The 19,497-nt window shown below is 38.5% G+C and carries 21 protein-coding genes and 1 pseudogene; 12 read left to right on the plus strand and 10 right to left on the minus strand.

Going from position 1 to position 19,497, the window contains the following annotated elements; all coding sequences use genetic code 11:
• Positions 1–101: 101 nt before the first annotated feature.
• Positions 102–1,709, plus strand: coding sequence for a chloride channel protein (locus AB3Y94_RS13440; RefSeq protein WP_367296631.1), 1,608 nt, complete (start codon positions 102–104; stop codon positions 1,707–1,709).
• A gap of 294 nt (positions 1,710–2,003) precedes the next feature.
• Here AB3Y94_RS13440 and AB3Y94_RS13445 read toward each other — a convergent pair whose 3' ends face one another.
• The 5 genes from AB3Y94_RS13445 to AB3Y94_RS13465 form a co-directional block, all read right to left on the minus strand.
• On the minus strand, positions 2,004–2,093 hold the full coding sequence (locus AB3Y94_RS13445; protein ID WP_021353390.1) for a putative holin-like toxin: 90 nt from the start codon (positions 2,091–2,093) through the stop codon (positions 2,004–2,006).
• Positions 2,094–2,390: 297 nt separating this feature from the next.
• Positions 2,391–3,545 (minus strand): S-adenosyl-L-homocysteine hydrolase, encoded by a 1,155-nt coding sequence (locus tag AB3Y94_RS13450; RefSeq protein WP_367296632.1) that lies wholly within the window; start codon positions 3,543–3,545, stop codon positions 2,391–2,393.
• Complete coding sequence (locus AB3Y94_RS13455; RefSeq protein WP_014940864.1) at positions 3,535–4,197, minus strand: HD domain-containing protein; 663 nt, start codon at positions 4,195–4,197, stop codon at positions 3,535–3,537. The genes AB3Y94_RS13450 and AB3Y94_RS13455 overlap by 11 nt, the downstream gene beginning before the upstream one ends.
• A complete protein-coding gene (locus AB3Y94_RS13460) occupies positions 4,197–5,588 on the minus strand; it encodes an MFS transporter (protein WP_041142890.1) in 1,392 nt (463 codons plus the stop codon). Before AB3Y94_RS13460 ends, AB3Y94_RS13455 begins: the two co-directional genes overlap by 1 nt.
• A gap of 287 nt (positions 5,589–5,875) precedes the next feature.
• Positions 5,876–5,980 carry a putative holin-like toxin gene (locus AB3Y94_RS13465; RefSeq protein WP_006293514.1) on the minus strand — a complete coding sequence of 35 codons (105 nt, stop codon included), beginning with the start codon at positions 5,978–5,980 and terminating at the stop codon, positions 5,876–5,878.
• A gap of 278 nt (positions 5,981–6,258) precedes the next feature.
• On the opposite strand from AB3Y94_RS13465, the gene AB3Y94_RS13470 reads away from it, so the two are divergent.
• The 5 genes from AB3Y94_RS13470 (at position 6,259) to AB3Y94_RS13490 (ending at position 10,245) form a co-directional block, all read left to right on the plus strand.
• Complete coding sequence (locus AB3Y94_RS13470; RefSeq protein ID WP_014940866.1) at positions 6,259–7,338, plus strand: FRG domain-containing protein; 1,080 nt, start codon at positions 6,259–6,261, stop codon at positions 7,336–7,338.
• Positions 7,339–7,438: 100 nt separating this feature from the next.
• Positions 7,439–8,359 (plus strand): IS30-like element ISLsa1 family transposase, encoded by a 921-nt coding sequence (locus tag AB3Y94_RS13475; protein ID WP_011373852.1) that lies wholly within the window; start codon positions 7,439–7,441, stop codon positions 8,357–8,359.
• A gap of 7 nt (positions 8,360–8,366) precedes the next feature.
• Positions 8,367–8,678 (plus strand): bacteriocin immunity protein, encoded by a 312-nt coding sequence (locus AB3Y94_RS13480; RefSeq protein ID WP_367296640.1) that lies wholly within the window; start codon positions 8,367–8,369, stop codon positions 8,676–8,678.
• A gap of 138 nt (positions 8,679–8,816) precedes the next feature.
• Positions 8,817–9,647, plus strand: a complete 831-nt coding sequence (locus AB3Y94_RS13485) for a GIY-YIG nuclease family protein (protein WP_367296633.1) — start codon at positions 8,817–8,819, stop codon at positions 9,645–9,647.
• 7 nt (positions 9,648–9,654) lie between these two features.
• The gene (locus tag AB3Y94_RS13490; protein ID WP_367296634.1) at positions 9,655–10,245 is read left to right on the plus strand and encodes a site-specific integrase; all 591 of its coding nucleotides are present in this window, start codon (positions 9,655–9,657) and stop codon (positions 10,243–10,245) included.
• A gap of 175 nt (positions 10,246–10,420) precedes the next feature.
• On the opposite strand, the gene AB3Y94_RS13495 is transcribed toward AB3Y94_RS13490, so the two are convergent.
• Positions 10,421–11,449 carry an IS30 family transposase gene (locus AB3Y94_RS13495; RefSeq protein WP_367296635.1) on the minus strand — a complete coding sequence of 343 codons (1,029 nt, stop codon included), beginning with the start codon at positions 11,447–11,449 and terminating at the stop codon, positions 10,421–10,423.
• Between the two features lie 179 nt (positions 11,450–11,628).
• Positions 11,629–12,009 (minus strand): winged helix-turn-helix transcriptional regulator, encoded by a 381-nt coding sequence (locus AB3Y94_RS13500; RefSeq protein WP_367296636.1) that lies wholly within the window; start codon positions 12,007–12,009, stop codon positions 11,629–11,631.
• A 109-nt stretch (positions 12,010–12,118) separates the two neighbouring features.
• Here AB3Y94_RS13500 and AB3Y94_RS13505 point away from each other — a divergent pair, with 109 nt between their 5' ends.
• On the plus strand, positions 12,119–12,622 hold the full coding sequence (locus tag AB3Y94_RS13505; RefSeq protein WP_042493583.1) for a type 1 glutamine amidotransferase domain-containing protein: 504 nt from the start codon (positions 12,119–12,121) through the stop codon (positions 12,620–12,622).
• A gap of 274 nt (positions 12,623–12,896) precedes the next feature.
• Here AB3Y94_RS13505 and AB3Y94_RS13510 read toward each other — a convergent pair.
• Positions 12,897–13,022, minus strand: a pseudogene (locus AB3Y94_RS13510) (site-specific integrase); the annotation flags it as partial.
• Between the two features lie 317 nt (positions 13,023–13,339).
• Between AB3Y94_RS13510 and AB3Y94_RS13515 the strand changes: the two are divergent.
• Positions 13,340–14,518: a cation:proton antiporter gene (locus AB3Y94_RS13515; protein WP_367296637.1), complete on the plus strand. Its 1,179-nt coding sequence runs from the start codon at positions 13,340–13,342 to the stop codon at positions 14,516–14,518.
• Positions 14,519–14,728: 210 nt separating this feature from the next.
• On the opposite strand, the gene AB3Y94_RS13520 is transcribed toward AB3Y94_RS13515, so the two are convergent.
• Positions 14,729–14,836: a type I toxin-antitoxin system Fst family toxin gene (locus tag AB3Y94_RS13520; protein WP_120326246.1), complete on the minus strand. Its 108-nt coding sequence runs from the start codon at positions 14,834–14,836 to the stop codon at positions 14,729–14,731.
• A gap of 157 nt (positions 14,837–14,993) precedes the next feature.
• Here AB3Y94_RS13520 and AB3Y94_RS13525 point away from each other — a divergent pair, with 157 nt between their 5' ends.
• Complete coding sequence (locus AB3Y94_RS13525) at positions 14,994–15,221, plus strand: hypothetical protein (RefSeq protein WP_047674646.1); 228 nt, start codon at positions 14,994–14,996, stop codon at positions 15,219–15,221.
• Positions 15,222–15,228: 7 nt separating this feature from the next.
• Here the strand turns inward: AB3Y94_RS13525 and AB3Y94_RS13530 are convergent.
• Positions 15,229–16,028, minus strand: a protein-coding gene (locus AB3Y94_RS13530; protein ID WP_088899809.1) for an IS5 family transposase whose coding sequence is annotated in 2 segments (ribosomal slippage) — positions 15,229–15,758 and positions 15,758–16,028 — 801 coding nt in all. Because the reading frame shifts where the segments join, the coding sequence is not laid out codon by codon here.
• Positions 16,029–16,527: 499 nt separating this feature from the next.
• On the opposite strand from AB3Y94_RS13530, the gene AB3Y94_RS13535 reads away from it, so the two are divergent.
• The 3 genes from AB3Y94_RS13535 to AB3Y94_RS13545 are packed head-to-tail and all read left to right on the plus strand — an operon-like array spanning position 16,528 to position 19,484.
• Complete coding sequence (locus tag AB3Y94_RS13535; protein WP_063733428.1) at positions 16,528–17,721, plus strand: glycine betaine/L-proline ABC transporter ATP-binding protein; 1,194 nt, start codon at positions 16,528–16,530, stop codon at positions 17,719–17,721.
• Positions 17,721–18,563 (plus strand): proline/glycine betaine ABC transporter permease, encoded by an 843-nt coding sequence (locus AB3Y94_RS13540; protein ID WP_227060211.1) that lies wholly within the window; start codon positions 17,721–17,723, stop codon positions 18,561–18,563. The genes AB3Y94_RS13535 and AB3Y94_RS13540 overlap by 1 nt, the downstream gene beginning before the upstream one ends.
• A 12-nt stretch (positions 18,564–18,575) precedes the next feature.
• Positions 18,576–19,484 carry a glycine betaine ABC transporter substrate-binding protein gene (locus AB3Y94_RS13545; protein ID WP_125710494.1) on the plus strand — a complete coding sequence of 303 codons (909 nt, stop codon included), beginning with the start codon at positions 18,576–18,578 and terminating at the stop codon, positions 19,482–19,484.
• Positions 19,485–19,497: the final 13 nt, after the last annotated feature.

Raw genomic sequence — 19,497 nt, forward strand, 5'->3', positions numbered from 1 at the left:
CCCTTCTCTGTGAAAAGTAACTACTAGATTTCATCGAGATATTGCCTAGTTTAATTAAGCACTAAATTATATAATATTGGTTATAATGGAGGATTAGTTATTTGATACAGCTTGTAAAAGAAAAATTTGACGTTACTCGTTTGCGATTTGTTTTACTCGGCCTGCTTGTGGGTTTAATGAGTGGCACCGTTGTTAGCTTATTTCGCTATTGTATTGAGATAGGGCTGCACTATAGTCGATTGGTATATAGATACTTACGAATCGCGCCATTTGTTTGGTGGGAATGGGCATTGTTGATTGGCATCAACCTTGGTTTAGCTTTAATTGTGGCTCGACTTCTCAAGAGAGAACCTTATATCTCTGGTTCCGGAATTCCGCAAGTTGAAGGTCAATTGGCTGGCGAATTGGAAATGCACTGGTGGTCAATTCTTTGGCGAAAATTTATCGGTGGTATTCTGGCATTGGGACCTGGATTATTTCTCGGACGAGAAGGACCGTCGATTCAATTAGGTGCGTCAGTTGGTCAAGGTTTCGCTGCTGGGTTTAAGTTATCAGGAACTGATCGCCGACTGCTAATTGCATCAGGCGCCGCTGCTGGATTAGCAGCGGCGTTTAATGCTCCCATTGCTGGAACTCTATTTGTCTTAGAAGAGATTTACCATAATTTTTCACCGCTGGTTTGGTTAACAGCATTAGCCGGAGCAATTGGTTCAAATTTTATCTCGCTGAATGTTTTCGGACTTGTTCCCGTGTTACATTTAAATTATTCACGTAGTTTACCAGTATCAAATTATTGGCACTTAATTTTACTCGGCATTGTTTTGGGATTGTTTGGTTACTTATATCAACGGGTCTTGTTAGTTATGCCTCGGTGGTATCATCAACTGACACATTTGCCACGCCCAATACAAGGTATCGTACCATTTCTGCTGGTAATCTTAGTTGGTTACTTTTCGCCAAATTTACTCGGTGGTGGTAATGGATTAATTGTTGGATTTGGCCAGTATGTTCCACCTTTGTTTGTACTAATTGCAATTTTTATTATACGATTCGTCTTTTCAATGATTTCATATGGTTCCGGATTACCTGGCGGTATTTTTTTGCCGATTCTTTCTTTAGGTGCTGTGATTGGTGCGGTTTATGGCGTCTTAATGAATCAATTAGGATTATTATCGCATGTCTATATCATGAACCTAATCATTTTTTCCATGGCCGGTTACTTTGCTGGAATTGGAAAAGCTCCCTTCACAGCTATCTTGCTGGTAACAGAAATGGTTGGCAATTTAACACATTTAATGCCATTAGCAGTCATATCGCTAACTGCTTACCTTGTTGTTGATTTATTAGGCGGTGCACCAATCTATGAAGCATTGCTTAAGCAGATGACAATGCCTAAAACTGTTCAGCAACTTCATCGACCTGATCATTTGGAAATACCGGTTTTCTTTGGCAGTCCCTTAAACGGCAAAATGGTCCAAGACATGCCATGGCCTAAAGAAGCACTGCTCATTGGAATCCGGCGTGGTGAACAAGAAGTGATTCCACATGGTGACACCTTGATTCATGAAGGTGATACGTTAGTACTGTTAACTGATACAACCCAACGAACCCGAGTTAAACAACGGATTGATGCATTATTAGCAACTTTAGAAAAAAACACCGAGACTAAGTTAATAGGCAAATTGGTCTATCATAATAATAAATATTAGATTAAGTGGGTCCGTTGCCAGACATAAACATATTGGGAAACTATATACAAATACGGCGAAGTACGAAAAACGCTGAAAAAGAATTAGTTGAACCTATTTTTGAAAAATACAAAGATAAATAATAAGCTGAAAATGCCTTGCTACCCAATTTTTCATAGTCATGCTATAATGAAAAAGAAAAAGGAAGTCCCACGTGAACAGGACTTCCCGTGTAGAGCCGTTAAAGACGGTGGCAGATATTAAAACAACACTAGTTCGCCCCATAACCGGTCAAAGTTATGTGGGGCGGCTTTTTCATTTGTGGTGTTTGTCGATATAGCTGAGTAGCGCGATTAAAAACGTGCCAAACAGCAACATCAACGAGAGTGTCTGAAAGACGCTCATTGACTGTGAAGCCTTCCTGAAGATTATTCCATGTTCCCATGAGCCTCACCTCGCAAGGGAAAAGACAATCATTGCCATTAAAGCTTCTTGCTTAATCTATTATACAGAAACTTTGACGAGGAAACCAAATTTCATCTTAATATTGTTATCAACTGTTTCAGTGAAAGTTGCGCTTAATAAGGTATTTTTGTTTAATACTACGATCAAAGTTTAGCAGCAACTAAAAACAGCTTAAAATCTCTTTGTCGGTAGCAACCAGAGCTTATTTGTATAATTCTTTAAGCTTTTTTATTTAATTCAACTTTTAACAACTTCAAATATCTCTGCCAACCATTCTTTAGCAATTTTTTCTCTGTCGTTTTCATTTAATTCAACAATTCCCTGATTTTCTTCACCTGAAATGTCTTTTTGTAGTATAACTGCCATTTCAGCCTGTGTTAATTGGACGTAGGAAGCTAATGTTGATATAGAGTATGTGAAATTAATTGCGTTCCCTGAATTTGCTAGAATAACAGTCCTATTGCTTTTAGTTTTTAAAATTTTATACCCACCATTGTGTCCATAGTGGGGTAATTTGTTGATCATTTGACTATTTTTAAAAGTATCGTCCGCTGAAGTTACAGAAAAGCTATATAAAGTATGTTTCAAATCCAATTTTTTTAGTTGAAGAGTATCAATAGACTTCTCTCCATTAGCTATATACACAATATCAACGTCAATTAGCTCAGTATATATATCATTAGTTATTTGGTACCCATGGGCTAATGCGTTAGCTAATCGTATTGCCCTTTTATCAGCAACTATGACTATTGCACCACGTTTTCTTAAATTACCCGCTATACTGGAGCCAACTTTACCATAGCCAATAACTAGTACTTTCTTGCCTAAAAGCGTCGTTCCATAATCTGCTAAAAAGATTTCGGATTTGACTACAATCTCATGTCCAACCAAAAAATCTTCCTCAATTTTTAAAGAACTTCTTGCCACTGATAGTATTGGGACTGATATTGAATTATTGGACAGCTTATCTTCATACTTTTGGTAGCCATTTTCCGTATCCTCGATTATTTTAACCAATTGACCTTTAAACTGTTTCTGAATGTCACTTAATCTTGGTACAAAATACCCACCAATATCAATAATTGCAAACGTGTCCTGTCCGACAATTTCCTTTATCAAGTTAGGTGTATCAACGCCTGCTAATTCTTTACTAGAAACATCTAATATTGTACAAGTCTTTGATAAATGTTTAAGGACTTTACGATCAATACTTTTGGGCTTGGGTATAAAGTACACTTCGTAGTGTTCACATAAATAGTCTATAAAATCCAAACTGTTAATCACGGCGTGCTCTACGACAAGGATTTTTTGGGGATCAGACTGCCCTTTATTAAAAAGCGCAGCGACTTTTTCGAAATACGATTTATCTAATAGATACTCATTATGTCTCATCTTTTACACCTGTTTCCATTTGGAATTCAGATAAGAAATCACGCATATACTTTGTTCGACGACTGGCTTCTTGCTTTCCCGTTCTGGTATTCATTGAACTTGCTAATTTCAGTAGCTTTTCATAAAAGTGATTGATGGTTGTACTTTTGTGATGGCGATAATCATCGTGTGTTTTGATTTCCTTCACTGATATTTTGGGATCGTATATTTCCTGTCCAGCGTGCCCGCCGTAAGCAAATGCACGTGCTATGCCGATTGCACCTAGTGCATCAAGTCTATCAGCGTCCTGAACACATTTACCTTCGTTAGAAAGCTGGTAATGGTGTTCAATGTTGTCAGAATATGACATATGTTGGATAATATCTAAAATGTCTTCTCTAGCCGGAGTTGCAATATTCTCATGGCTAAGTATAATTCGTACTTCTCTCAGTCTATTCTTTTTATCTGCAGTGACTTTTTCGTCTATGGTGTCATGCAAATAGCTAGCTGCTTTCACAACATACAGACCAATATCAGTTTCATCTTTTTTAAAATCTTCTGTATATATTTTCTGAGCTAACTTAGCCACTCTTTGGGCATGAAGAAAATCATGCCCAGTTGGATCAAAGGCCATATTTTCTTTAGAAAATGATTTTATATCATCTAAACTCATTACTCTTTATCTCCTTTAATTACTTTATTTCGTAAAGCTATCAAGCATAGAGAAATTGTGAATACGGCAACAAAAAACAAAATCAAGAAATTGATTGCTAACCCCCATTTTGTCCCTGAAATTACACTCCCTTGTTGTTTCTGCAATAAAGAAACAATAGAGGACGATATTGCAATTCCAACTGCTCCTGAATAAGCTTGAACCGTCATATAAATCGAATTACCATCATTTACTAACCCAGCAGGTAATTGAGACAAACTATAGGTCATGATGTTACTGTAGCTAAAGCTCAATCCCACCATAAAAAGCATATATATTAAAACCAGCCCGCCAATACTTGGTGTAAATAGGTTGGCGCCCAAAAAGGTCAGTCCAATGATTATACAGCCACTTATAATGGGTAAGCGGGGTGCAGTTTTATCGTAAATAATACCAGCAACCACCGATAGCACTGCATCAATCACAGCGGCAGGAGCAATTAGAAAACCTACCAAACCAGGTGACTGGGCAAAAAGTATTTGTAGCACATTAGGGATTAAGTATGACATACTCAAAGAACTGAATTGCAATAGAAAAAAAGCACTTAACAACTGCAAAAAGCGTTTGTTTTTAAAGAGACTTAATTCCAACAATTTATGGCTCTTATGCTTCTCATTAAGAAGGAAAAGTAAGCCACTAAAAAAAGCTGTTCCTAGTAAAAATAAATACAATTTAAAAGAGCTACTGTTAGCAGTCAAGTTAACAATAAACATCAACGTCGTTGTCAAAAAAATGGCCAAGAAAATGCCCCCACGGACATCAAAGGGAACGTAATGAACCGGTGAACTTTGTTCAATGCTAAGCTCACCAAGCAGCCAGGTAACCATAATAATTGGTATTAAAATTATAAATAGAAAATGCCAATTGAATGTGTCCTGAATTATGCCACCATATATGGGACCCACTGCTGGTGCAAAGGCAATAACTAAGCTACCTAGCCCCATAAAAGTGCCAACTTTTTTCTTTGGCACTTGATCTAGTATGACAGCAAACATCAACGGTAACGCGATTCCATCAGCAATGCCTTGACATAAGCGGCCTAGCAAAACTAAATTAAAGCTGTTGGAAAAGCTTGCAATCAACGTACCGACTAAAAAGCTTAAGCACGAAACTCTAAATAAAGTTACCACACGAAACCGTCTTAAAAAGAATGAACCCAATGGAATCAAACTAGTTGAGACTAGCATATATCCAGTAGTCAACCATTGAACTTGACTGATAGGTATAGAAAAATACGTTGTTAATTGTGGGAAGGTTATGTTTAACGCTGTTTCAACCACTATTCCTAAAAAGCTTAAAAGACCAATCGAAATTATTGCGCTCAATAGTTTGTTGTGTTTCTCTTGAACCAAGAATTGCACCTTCCAAACACTACATATATTTTTTATTACATATTATACCACTATATATGGTTCTTAGGCCGTTGCTCCTACATATTTTCAAGAACGAACAATAGTTTCTCTAGCCTTTGAGAAACTACACTTAAAATAGTCGCAAGTCCGTTATAGCCATGCTATAATGTAAACAGAAAAAGGAAGCCCCGCTAGAACAGGGCTTCCCATGTAGAGCCGTTTAAGACGGTGGCAAAGTTTAATAATAGATTAAATAATCCGTTAGCCCTGCCAAAAGCTAAGACGGATTATTTTTTTTGCTGACTTTTGATCAGCTCAACAATTAATGCAATCAAGGCCACGATAAATGTACCGAAAGCTAGCATTAATTGTAAAGCGTCCGAAACGGACACTTAGGCTACTCCTTTCGTTAGGATTTATGGGCTTTAAAGGTTTAACACCATAAGCACCGCCTCCGATCGGAAATAGCCACCGCCTTAACTTCTCTACTTGATTCATTATACAGAGATATAATTCTTTTAGAAACATATTTTTAAATCAGTAGTGTACTTCATTCTAACCTGGATTAGTGTATTAACGTAAGTCATCTTAGTAAGAACATTGAGCATAAAAATACGGTAATTGATTCATTTTATCAGAGTGCTTGCTTATATCTATAGGAGGTTCTATTTTGAATATTCAATCTGTAAATAGTTTTTTAAGCAAAAAAGCAGAATCCCTAAAGTCTATAAAAGCTAATGTAACAGTTGATGGAAGAGGTTTGCTACCACGATTTTTCTATAGAGGACAGTCAAATGACTTCAAAAGTAGTAATAACGTTGCTAGCATCTTTAGACAAAAAGAGCTCTCCGGATATACCCATGAATATTCATTTACTAATGAGTACATGCGTAGGTACGCAAACGATTTTAACAATTTAGAAAACAATTTTTCTCGCCTGTCTTATATGCAACATTTTGGCTTGCCAACTAGGTTATTAGATGTAACGACCAATGCTCTTGTCGCTCTTTATTTTGCCTGTCAATCTCATCTTGATTCTGAAGGACATGAAACAGACGGGATAGTTACCATGTTTTTTTCTAACAAGACACAAAATATTGATGATTTCACATACTATAGTAGTCGCAGTGACACCGTGGAAGTCTTATCAACATTAGCATTGATGGACGAAGAAAAAAAGAAAAGTATTTATAGAAAAATATCTTCTTTCAACAAAAATATTGATGATTTGTTGAAAGAAGATGAAAATCATTTATACCAAAGTTGGTACATGGATCTGGTCAAGCAGTTCCCAGAGGGCTATTATGAACAACTTTCTGAGGAAAACCAAAAAGTATATGACTCACTAAATGATTTCTATAAAGAAATAAATCAGTCTTATGAAATGCAATGCCTGTATCATGATATTAAAAGAGATACTGGTTATTTTGCTGATCTAATCAACTTTAGAACTTTACTTCACCCATTTTTCGTCGAACCTTCAATTAATAATGAACGCTTACGAGCTCAAAGTGGTTTTTTCCTTTTTGAACCTTATGATGGTACATCATGTAGCTTGGAAAATATTCATGATGATATTGATAACAAAGTATCTCTGTACAATGGACACAATGAGCCAATTAGATTAGTAATTCCTGGTGAAAAAAAGCAACAAATTTTAAACGAATTAAATCAATCATTGGAAATAAACCAGGCTACTTTATTTCCAGACAAAGAAAATGTGGCTAGTTATATAAAAAATAATTTTTAATAGGCAAATTCTATAATTAATCCGAACAGAAATTAAAAAGCCCAAAGCAATCACTTACAATGGTAGTAGCTAATTCCAACCAATATAGGGAGTGATTACTTTGGGTACATCTACTTTATCACGTTTTCAACGTGGCGCACTAGCACAACTGGTCAATGAGGGGAATAAATCTTACCAAGTAATGGCTGACGCCTTAGGCGTCGCCAAAGCTACGATTAGCTATGAGTTGGACCGGGTTAAACCTTATGATCCAGAATTAGCTCAGCAAGATGCAGATCGCAAAAGGCGGAATTGCGGCCGTCGTTCGATGCTGACGGCAGCATTAGCGACTTTAATTACCAATCACTTACGATTAACCTGGTCACCAGAAACCATTGCGGCCGCTTATAACTTGAGCACTGCGTCAATTTATAATTGGCTTAATCGTGGCTGGCTCCCCTTCAAATTGACTGATCTACCCAATCGGAATGTCCGCCAGCACCGAGTGAGCGAAAATCGTGGGAAATTTACAAGTGGGACTTCCATCGAACAACGGCCAACAACTGTTAATCAACGGTTAGCTTTTGGTCATTGGGAAGTAGATACGGTGCTTTCTAGTCGAAGTGAGTCACGATCATGTCTGGTTACATTCGTAGAACGTAAGACCCGACTTCTATGGGCCATCAAAGCCCCTAATAGAACGGCTAAGGCTCTAAACACCGCCTTTGGCAAGTTTATGGGGGCCTTCGGTCCCCAAGTAAAATCCATTACTGTTGATCATGGTAAAGAGTTTGCCAATTATCAGGCCTTAGAACAGGATTATCAGATCAAAGTTTATTTTTGCCATCCATATTCACCATGGGAGCGAGGTTCCAATGAATATTTTAATAGACGGTTACGCTGGTTCTTCCCGAAAAAGACCAATTTTAGCCAAGTAACGACTGATGAGATCCTAGCAGCACTTGAACTAATTAATCAACGACCATTAAAAATACATCATCAACAGACTGCCATTGAAAGATTCCGGGCTTGTTCGGATTAAACTTGTAATTTGCCATTTAGAAAAAAGACGTACAACAAATAACTCATCTGAGTTACTTGATATTATGGACGTCCTCTTACAAGTAATCAAAAATATCTCTTCAACTAAAAATCCTGCTGCATTGGTAAATCGCTTAGTTAACTATATTCGGAGCGTCGCTTTAGCTGGCAGGCTACACTTTTCAAAACCAGAAGAAGATCTGATCATTAAACTAGAAATTTTTGGTCAAAAAGCTGGTTTAAATGGTGCTTACATGGCAGATTTTTCTGACAAATCTTATTTCTATAAGTGGTCAGAAGAAGTTCCTAATCGTCATTAATTAGAAACAGGGGCTATTTGTTATATCACCCCTAGAAAAACCTATTAAAACAGCTCCTATTATCTAGTGATTAGATAATAGGGGCTGTTTTTTTGTTTGGTGGTATAATAGTGCTTAAAAAACGAGGTCGATGATCACATGCCCAATCACATATTTATCAATCGAGAGTCAGGTAATGATAATATTTCAATATTCTATGACGAACCATCATTTTTGGTCATTGCGAATAAAGATGATCTAACTAGCATTCAGTTGATTGATGAGTCTAAAAAACCTGGTATCTATATATTGTTAGGTGATGATAAACGATATATAGGTCAAGCATCAAATGCTATTTTTAATCGGTTGCAGCAACATTATATTAATAAGCCGTGGTGGAACAAGTTAATATTTTTTGGACGTGAAGATGGACATTTATCAAAAGCACAATTAGATCTGCTAGAACGAAAGATAATTGAAAAAATGAAACGAGAAGAAATCGAACTAGATAATAATACCCAAGGTAATCAGAGCTATATTGATAAATTAAGCCAATTTTCTGCCTTATCATTGTTATCGAAAGTTGAAAGGGTATTGATAGATATCGCAAATATTGACTTATTTGCTAGTGAGGATACCGAATTTGATAGGCCGGACCCTATTCCAAACAACGATACTATATCGATTTTATTTGGCGAACAGCATTATAAAGGAAGCTCTTACCGAGACGTCTTTACTAAATTAGTATCTACACTTATTCTTTCGTCAGATATAGCTAACTTAACGGATTTAATAAATTCGACTGAACCCAATACTGTACAAATAATAGGGACCCTAGAGCGCGTATCAGGAAAAGGAACAAAATTAACTAAAGCTATAGACTCAAGTAAATATCATGTCTACGTTAATTTTTCTAAAGATGCATTGTATAAAAAGATACAAATATTAGCTAATTTAACTAAAAATAAAGTGATCTTTGAAAGGTGGTAAATTAACTATGGTGCAACAAATCGTCCTACCAATCAAAGACTCTAACGTCTTAAAAATGGTGCAAGATACCTTACTAGATAGTTTTCGGGCGGGTCGGCGTAACTACACCATCTTTCAAGTTGGAAAAGCTACCCTACTACGGGTGAGTGATGTCATGACGTTAAAGAAATCAGACGTCTACAATCCTGATGGTTCGGTCAAAAATACCGCCTTTATTCATGATAAAAAGACCGGTAAAGCAAATACATTATATTTAAAGCCCGTGCAACAAGACTTGCTGCAATATCATGATTGGCTAGTCCAACAGAATATCAATTCGGATTGGTTATTTCCCTCAACGTCCCATCCAGATCGACATATAACAGAGAAGCAGTTTTACAAGATCATGGCACGCGTGGGTGATCTCTTAGGTATCAACTATCTAGGAACACATACGATGCGTAAAACAGGCGCTTACCGCGTCTATACACAGTCAAACTACAATATTGGTTTAGTCATGCACTTACTGAATCATTCGAGTGAGGCTATGACCCTTACTTATCTCGGCTTAGATCAAGCAAGTCGCGAAACAATGTTAGATCAAATTGATTTTGGATAAATACGCCAATTAATCTCCTAAAATTATCAGCTGTTTATTCATTTTTGCGCCATTATGTCAGTAGTCGTTACTGTTTTGAAAATGCAATTTTTAACAGGGGCTGTGGTAATTATGAATTACCCGAATTGTCAAATCAAGTGCAACACTTTCGACCTATTCTTAGTTATTGGTCTAGTTAATCGAAGTCTGGCAGAACTGCCATTGCCGATTGATAGTTGAGAACCTTTCGTGGTCTTTGGTTCAGAGCGTTTTGGATTGCTTGAATCCCTGTTAAGGTCAAGGCTCTCATTGAATGTCCCTTAGGAATGAACTCGCGGATCAGTTGGTTCTGGTTCTCATTAGTACCACGTTCCCATGGTGAATATGGATGGGCAAAGTAGACTGTCGTGCCGGCTACCTTTGATAAATCCGCAAACTCTGAACCGTTGTCAAAAGTAACTGTCTTAAAGTATTCTGGACCATAGTCATCGATAACATCTTGCAGGGCTTGTCGACAAGTGTCGGCGTGATAGTCCGTAATCTTAACGATGATTTCATAACGACTAACACGTTCAGTCAAGGTCATAATAGCGGGTTCACTGGCAACTCGTTTGCCTTTAACTAGATCACCTTCCCAATGGCCGATTTCAGTTCGGTTATTGGCTCCAAATGGTCGTTCTTCAATAGACTTGCCTAAGGTACGTTTATTCATACGCTGATGAGCTTTACGAACAGATCTCACCCGTCGACGTAGCTTCATGGGTAGTTCACTATTAGTTAGTTCTAAAAGGCCATTATCAATGTATCTGTAGACAGTTGGTGTTGACGGACAAGCTAGTTCTTGATGGTTCAGTTTGAACCAATGCACAAAGCTATCAATACTGTGGACTCTAGGTTTGCGACGAAGTTCAATGACCAGTTGTTGGAAGAACACAGGTGCCGGTGCCTTGACCAGCCAGCTAACGGCATGAGAATTAGCTTGATGATTTGCATGAATAGTTTGAGCAGTCTCTGCAAAGTAAGCTTCAAAGGGCTTGTGATTAGGGCCAATTTGACGAATTGTACCGTGCTTTAATTCCCGACTGATGGTACTTGGACTCCGATGAAGTTCACGCGCAATCTGACGGCAAGACCAACCGTCAGATTTACGAGCCATGATCAAGCCACGTTCATAAGGTTGAAGTTGTTGGTAATGACTAATCATGGTATTCTGGTTAAGGGTCATGAAGACATCTCTTTTCTTATTTGTTGTGGTAACTATAAGAATAGGTCTTCATGGCCTTTTTGGTCTAGTCATTTAGGTGTTGCACTTCAATTTTAAATCCGGCTAATTATGAATTATTAAAATTACTGTTAAAATGATCTTTGAAACATTTAGACGTTTTTTCCAACCTATTGCATTGTTTAGATTGTCGTATCATCAATTTGAAGCTTTTCTAATCTTTTTGTACCCCATGAGAACATCATTTCAATGATAGGCATTAAGGTCTCACCAGTCGTTGTTAATGAATAAAAAACTGCTTTTCGATTGTTAACTAACCCTTCTTGACGATCAATCAAACCGTCTTCATCTAACTCCTTTAGTTGTTGTGATAGGACTTTATGCGTTGCATTGCTCAATGACTTTTGAATTTCTCCAAAACGCATTTTACCGTCATAGTGTAGCTGATAAAGTATGACGATTTTATATTTACCCGAAAACATCGACAGCGTATATTCTTTAGCGCAATTAAAATCTTTTTGTTGTATTTTATCAAGGGCATACTTTCGTACAGTGTCTGTCATTATTATTACCTATTTTCTGAAGATTATGATAGGCACAAAAAAGTGCCTTATTGTGGTCTATTATTTATAGGTATATATTATATACTATAAATAAAGGAGGAATTTTATTATGGCAAAATCAGTTGCAGTTTTGGTGACTAATCTAGTCGAAGACGTTGAATATACTGAACCTGTAGAGGCTCTTAAGTCTGCAGGACACGAAGTGACAACGATCAGTTTTGAAAAAGGTACTGTTGAAGGTAAGCATGGTACTCAGATTAACGTTGATAAGTCCATTGATGAAGTTCGTCCTCAAGACTTTGATGCCTTGTTCATTCCAGGAGGATTTTCACCAGATCAATTACGTGCGGACCAACGGTTTGTCGAATTTACAAAGTTCTTTTTGGCAACTAACAAGTTAACGACATCTATTTGCCACGGTCCACAATTAATGATTCAAACCGGGCTAGTGCAAGGTCGTACAATGACAGCATATTTAACTGTACAACCTGATTTGTATTATGCCGGTGCACGCATTGAAGACAAAGCTGTTGTGATCGATGGTAATCTAATTACTAGTCGCGAACCAAAAGATATCCCAGCATTTAATGAGGCCTTCCTAGCAGCTTTATAATGTTGATGGTTGATAAGCATATAAACATGTACCAATTATAGCTTGACGAGTTTGGCTGTTTTAAAATAAATTTTTTAAACAGTTACCGTTAAAGTAACTTAGTCCTCGTGTTAGTAGCACGGGGACTTTTTATATAGCAGTTTTTAAACAACCGTTGCGCAATTCAACTGTACTTATTAATTAATAAAAGGCTAGTCACTGACCAACTTTTGGTTAGTAACTAGCCTTTTATTTTATTCATAAGCGTTGTTGTAACTGATAAGTAATATCCTCGTATCCTGGCTTTCCCAACTTGAAAAACGGTATAGTTACGCCGACCAGCTCTGAAATTATGGAGTAACGTATCTTGCACTTCTTTAAGTACATTTGAATCTTTGATGGGTAGGACGATTTGTTGCATAATGAGCGCTCCTTCGGACAATATTTATGGTCTATAATAGCTAATTAAAACAAAATAGCCCCCAATATCTACATTATAGATATTGGGGGCTATTATTTCAACGTTTCCGAGGGGTGATTGGATAGAAATAGACCCTATTTTTTTCCTGTATTTATATGTTGAGCAGTTGAATTAGGCTCCCAAGGTGACTTATGGTAAACTACTGTCTGTATAATGTTAATAAAGTGGTTGGAGTTACGGCTTTCAAGAATTATCTTTGGTCTGGGTTGCCAAGGGATTCTTCAAGCCGCTTTTTTATTGAGAAAGGATTTTTGTTCATGGAATTTATCGGTTCATTGTGTTTAATTTTAGTTGCTACCGCTCTTGGTGGTCATATAAGCGCTCGCCTTAATCTCCCAGCCGTTGTAGGTGAATTATTAATGGGAATCTTATTGGGACCTGCTTTACTTAATTGGGTTCAACCTAATAATTTTATCCATTTCTTTTCCGAGATCGGCGTAATAATTTTAATGTTCATTGCAGGTTTGGAAAGTGATCTCTCCTTGCTTAAACGTTACATTCGTCCTAGTATTGTTGTTGCGGTTCTTGGCATGATCTTCCCAATTATTATTGCTTACTTAACTGGTCTATATTTCCATTTCTCTAACATAGAAAGCCTGTTTTTAGGAGTGACATTTGCTGCTACCTCTGTTTCGATATCAGTCGTTGTTTTACAAGAAATGAAACACCTTAATAGCCAAGAAGGAACAACTATCTTAGGTGCAGCAGTCGTAGATGATATTTTAGCTGTGCTTGCTTTAAGTGTCTTGGTTAGCCTTTCTGGTAATCAAGTTTCCGAACAGGGTGGACCCCAAAATATAGGCCTTTCCCTGCTACTCCAACTCGGATACTTGGTTCTTCTTTTTATCTTGGGACGGTGGGTTATTCCACAGCTCATGAAGCTTAGTGAAAAGCTTTTAGTTCCTTCTTCAGAGATTTTAATTTCGCTGGTTTTGTGCTTGGGATTAGCTTATTCAGCAGATTTAACCGGCTTGAGCACGGTAATTGGCGCTTTCTTTGCTGGTCTTGCTATTGGTCAAACTGATTATAAAGCTCTGATTGACCGTAACGTTGAACCAATCGGCTATGCTGTTTTCATCCCTGTTTTCTTTATTAGCATTGGATTAAAGATGACTTTTACCGGCATTATCAATGATTTCTGGTTATTTTTAATTTTATCTATTGGTGGCATAGTATCGAAACTGCTGGGTGCAGGCATAGGTGCTAAGGTAGCTTCTTTTTCTTGGAATAGCTCCTGGATGATCGGTGCAGGGATGGTCTCACGTGGTGAAATGGCGCTGATTATTGCACAATTAGGCCTCCAAAGCCACTTATTATCCACAGATCGATATTCTTCTGTTATTGGGGCAATTATCATAACCACTTTAGCAGCCCCATTTCTTTTACGCAGTACCATTTCCAAGCTCAGAAAAAGCCAAGACAAGTTAATGGATTAATTTTTACAAAATAACTCTCGATAAGTCGTGGTTATGTAAATAAGACCTCCAACACCTGCAAATTGCTCTAACCTTACTAGCATGTTATAATAATAGTGCGGAATGAGAGTATATCGTGCATAGACAGCAAAAGAGCCACTACCCGGGCATGGGTAGTGGCTCTTTTTTTCGCTGCGCGGAATTCAGCGTGTGAGTTAGAATGACAACTTGCTAGTGATTGTTGTCTTTGTCGCTCTTATCTAACCAGTAAGAGAATAGTTTATTAACTATACCGACTAGAATCGGTGCAACAATCAATGAGAGTATATCATGTAACATAGACAACGCCCCCTTTCGGGGCAAGTTGCCATTCATGATTATAGCATTTCCTCTTTAGTTCGGTCTAAGTAATTTTGAACAGTGTTTTTTTCTTGTCCTCGCCATTCTCTTTGCTAAAATAAAACTAAAAATAACTTTATTTGCGGAGGTTTTAGCTATGGCTAGTGAACTAGAGAAATTAGATGAACTACAGCGGAAATTAAACGAGCGGAAACGCAAAGCACGCACCAAAGAATATCAGAAATTAGGCCGTGAGTTTTATCAGAAATCACAGGCCAAAACTTTTGCAGGTGCGCACCAGATGTTAGACCATATTCCCATGTTTCAACAATCTGCAAAAAAAGCCAATTTAACGGACGCTTTACAATTAATATCCGGTTTTTAGAACGTGTTTAGAATCTTTTCAAGAGTATTCGCAGGAAGGCTAAGCTAATCATCATCTTACTGGTGTTCAGCTTTCGCTCACAATTGCGCCAGAGGCGCCGATATTTTCCTAGCCAGCTAAAACTGCGTTCGATAACCCAGCGTTGCGGGGTCACTTGACCGTGCCTAAGGTCACTCTGTTTAGCAATAATGACTTCAGCGTTAATCATTGCCTGAACTGATTGAGCAAAGTTGTTACCAGTATAACCACCATCGGCCATTACTCGTTGAACCAGGTCAAACTGTGATTTGTTTAACGCCAGTAGCGCATTGGCGCCATCACGCTCAGAAACATTGGCGGTTGTCACATGGACTGCCATCGGCAGCCCATTGATATCTACAGCAAGATGGCGCTTAATCCCACTCACCTTTTTACCACCATCGTAGCCACTACTTTCAGCAGGATCGGTATTCTTGACACTTTGAGCATCTAGAATGATGAACGATGTATAAACTGAACGCTTCTGAGCCAACCGATGTTGGCTGACAATTTTTTTAAAACCTTATCCAGAGGAGTGATACCAGCAGGAGATGGCGTTTTAGTCCAAAGTAACCAGTAATAATAGACGGTTTCCCATTTAGGAAAATCACTGGGTAAATCGCGCCAAACGCACCCATTTTTCAAGGTATAAAGCAGGGCACAAAAGATATCATATAAATCAACCTTTCTTGGCTTAGTCCGCTTACGTATGCCTTCTAGATCTGTCCGGATTAGTTCAAATTGTTCACGAGAGATGTCGCTACTATAATGGTGTGCAAAGCTTTTCATGGATTAAAAACTCCTGTTTTTGATCTAATTTAACTAAAATCAAATCGAATGTCAAAGTATCCAAACACGTTCTTAAGATAGGTAGTGACCAGACATATAATTTGGACTTGTTATGAATATGTGTTAAGGTAATCTTAATGATTCGGCTGTAACATTTTTGTAATGTGTGGACCACAAGTTCGTTTTATAGTTATTTTACAGCGTGGCCGATCAAAGCTAGTAAAGCATCGATCGGTCTCTTTTTGTATCATGTTTTTCATTTTATTCAGTAAGGTATACGCTAGGCAATACACTATAATAACGAAGGTTCAAGCTGTAGACAGTTCAAGTCTTTTTTATTCGAGCAGAAAGGCCAGTTATCAGGCTGGCCTGACGAATTTCAACTGCTAGGGCAGTGTAGGGTGTACTAAACATTTTTCAGCCGATGGTTCTTAATTGTTTATCAGTTACACCAAGCACTTCGCAGCATAAGAAAGCACGGATTTATTGGAGGCATGTAATGACAGAAAAAGTTAAAGTCAAACATTTAACTAAAATATTTGGCAAACAGATCTCTCAGGCTAAGGAACTCCTTAAACAAGGTAAGAACAAAGAGGAGATCCTTGCTCAAACTGGTTGTACAGTTGGTGTCAGTGACGCTAATTTTTCAATTAATGAAGGAGAGATCTTTGTTGTCATGGGTCTATCCGGTAGTGGTAAATCAACCCTGATCCGGATGATTAATCGTTTGATCAACTCGACTGATGGAGATGTCGAAGTTGATGGCCAAAGTGTGATGGATCTAGACAAAGAAGGTTTGCGTAAACTACGCCAGGATAAGTTCGGAATGGTTTTCCAGAATTTTGCTTTGTTCCCACACTTGACAGTTCTGCAGAATGCGGAATATGGATTAGCACTAAAAAAAGTTGATCAGGAAACGCAAGAAAAAAAGGCCAAGGATGCTTTGAACCTAGTTGGTTTGAATGGTTACGATCAACAATATCCCGACCAGTTATCTGGTGGGATGCAGCAACGGGTCGGTTTAGCACGGGCAATTGCCAATGATGCCGAGATCTTACTGATGGACGAAGCCTTTTCTGCCTTGGATCCACTGTATCGTAAAGAAATGCAGGATCTCTTGTTACAGATCCAAGAAAAAATGCATAAGACAGTTATTTTCATTGGTCATGATTTAAACGAAGCCTTGAAATTGGGTGATCGAATCATGATCATGCGTGATGGTGTAGTTCAACAGATCGGGGATCCTGAAGATATCTTGACGCATCCGGCTAATGATTATGTCGAACGCTTTATTGAAGGCGTTGACCGGACTCAAGTCTTGACAGCCAGCAGCGTCATGGCTAAAGCACAGGTGGTCAACATTGCTAAAGCTGGTCCGCGAGTGGCTTTACGCCGCATGCGTGAAAATGATATTTCTTCGATCTATGTGGTTGATAACGAAAACAGGTTCGTCGGCTTTGCTGACGCGCATGATGTTTCAGACCTGATCAAGAAAAACAGTAAAGATTTACGGTCCGTTTTGAAGACCGATGTGCCCAAGACTCATGCTGATACACCGATCAATGATCTGATCAATGATATTTCGAAGACCCCGATCCCGTATATCGTGGTCGATGATGATGATCATTTGCTGGGTATTATCTTGCGTGGGACAGTCTTGGCTGCTATTTCCGGGGAAGAGGTGAGCGCTTAATGAAAGGTATCGGAGCATTACCATTAGCCGATTGGATCAACGCTGGTGTTGATTGGCTAAGTAAATTTACAGGATTTTTCAACAGTATCACGGCTTTTTTCCAGGCTATCATTGACGCGATCCAATGGGTCTTTGATTTATTGCCGGAATGGCTATTTATCATTGTTATTTTGGCTTTAACGTATTGGGTCAAGAAAGACCAGAAGAAATTGGGCTTCATGATTTTTGAAGTTTTGGGTCTTTTATTGATCTGGAACTTAGGATATTGGCGTGATATGACACAGACCCTGACTTTGGTCTTGTCGTCAAGTTTGATCGCGATCATCATTGGGATCCCGCTGGGGATCTGGATGGCTAAGAGTAATAAAGCTGAAGTTGTGATCAAACCGATCCTGGACTTCATGCAGACTCTGCCGGCCTTTGTTTACCTGATCCCAGCTGTGTCCTTCTTTGGTATCGGGATGGTCCCTGGTGTCTTGGCATCTGTGATCTTCGCAATGCCGCCGACAGTACGGATGACCAGCTTGGGTATCCGTCAGGTCCCAGAAGGCTTGATCGAAGCTGCCGATTCATTCGGTTCGACTAGCTGGCAAAAACTGATCGGACTGCAATTGCCGATGGCTAAGACAACGATCATGTCCGGTGTCAACCAGACAATGATGCTCGGACTTTCCATGGTCGTTATTGCATCGATGATCGGTGCGCTTGGTTTGGGTACGCAGGTTTACTTCGCTGTTGGACGTAACGATGCTGGTGCAGGTTTCGCTGCAGGTATCGCGGTGGTTATCGTCGCTATTATTTTGGATCGGATCACACAATCGTTCAACCAGACATCCAGATAAGGGGTGATCATAGTGAAGAAGAAAATCCTCCGTTATCTAAAATTAGCAGCCGCGACGTTAGGCTTGGCAGTAGTTGTTAGTGCCTGTGCCAAGCCGCCCGAATATAATTCGCATAAAAAATTAGGGTCTCAGATCAACTATACGATCACAGGGATCGAAGCTGGTGCGGGTATTACTGATAGTACTGAAACGGCTTTGAGTAAGTACCATCTGAAAAGCGCAAATTGGCAAATTATGCCAAGTTCTACTGCTGCCATGGTAAGTACCTTGGATAAGGCTATTAAAAATAAAGAGCCGATCGTAGTGACAGGGTGGCAGCCGCACTGGATGTTCGCCAAATATCCGCTGAAATTCCTAGATGATCCTAAACATGCTTATGGCAAGGGTGAATCAATGCGGACTATTACTCGAAAGGGATTTAAACAAGATAATCCAGGTGCCAATAAATTCTTAGAGAATTTCCATTGGTCGATCAAAATTTCTAATCCATTAATGATGAAAATCAACAACGGTATGAATAAACAAAAGGCCGTTGATGAGTTTATTAAGGACCATCCTAAGCAAGTCAAAGAGTGGCTAAAGGGTGTGCCTGATGGAAAAGGCAAGAAAATCAAGATCGGGTATACTCCATATGACTATGAAATAGCTACTACTACCCTAGTCACAACTCTTTTGAAACAAAAGGGGTATGACGCAACGATGCAGCAGCTTGATGTTGGTATTATGTGGAGTGCGATCTCTAGTGGTAAATTGGATGCGACAGTTACAGTCGAACTTCCTGTGACACATAAGTTATATGCTAAGAAATATAAGGGTAAATATGTTGAAGTCAGGAAAAATCTGGAGCATGCTAAAACTGGATTGGCTGTGCCGAAGTATATGAAGAATATTAATACCATCGATGATTTAAAAAACAAATAAAAATAAGGTTGAT

This window comes from Levilactobacillus yonginensis, assembly GCF_964065165.1.
Taxonomy (GTDB): domain Bacteria; phylum Bacillota; class Bacilli; order Lactobacillales; family Lactobacillaceae; genus Levilactobacillus; species Levilactobacillus yonginensis_A.